Here is a 273-nt window from a genome sequence, read left to right on the forward strand (position 1 = left end):
GTCTCAGCGGCTTCCTTGGCAGTCACTTCCTCTGGGTAATCGTCCGCAACCTTTCCAGCAGTGACTCCCCATACACCAGCCATAGCATAGCAGACCGCCTCCAAGGCTTCAATCCGGGAGAATAGATCTGGGTTCTTCAAGCCATCGAGCATTTGCTCCATAAACGACTTCCGCAGCTCCTGGCTGGCATCAAGCCAAGACATCTCCCCAGACGATGGTGAATGACGCTCACAGAACGCCTTCCAGTTATACTCAAAGGAAACTTTTGATCCT

1 protein-coding gene is annotated in these 273 nt (G+C 52.4%); it reads right to left on the reverse strand.

Translation table 11 applies throughout. The features are described 5' to 3' along the window. The coding region (locus PZC42_RS24630; protein ID WP_277214130.1) for a hypothetical protein at nucleotides 1-203 on the reverse strand (203 nt) is incomplete at its 3' end. Nucleotides 204-273: the final 70 nt, after the last annotated feature.

The sequence above is a fragment of the Isoptericola croceus genome, from assembly GCF_029382255.1.
GTDB classification, from domain to species: domain Bacteria; phylum Actinomycetota; class Actinomycetes; order Actinomycetales; family Cellulomonadaceae; genus Isoptericola; species Isoptericola croceus.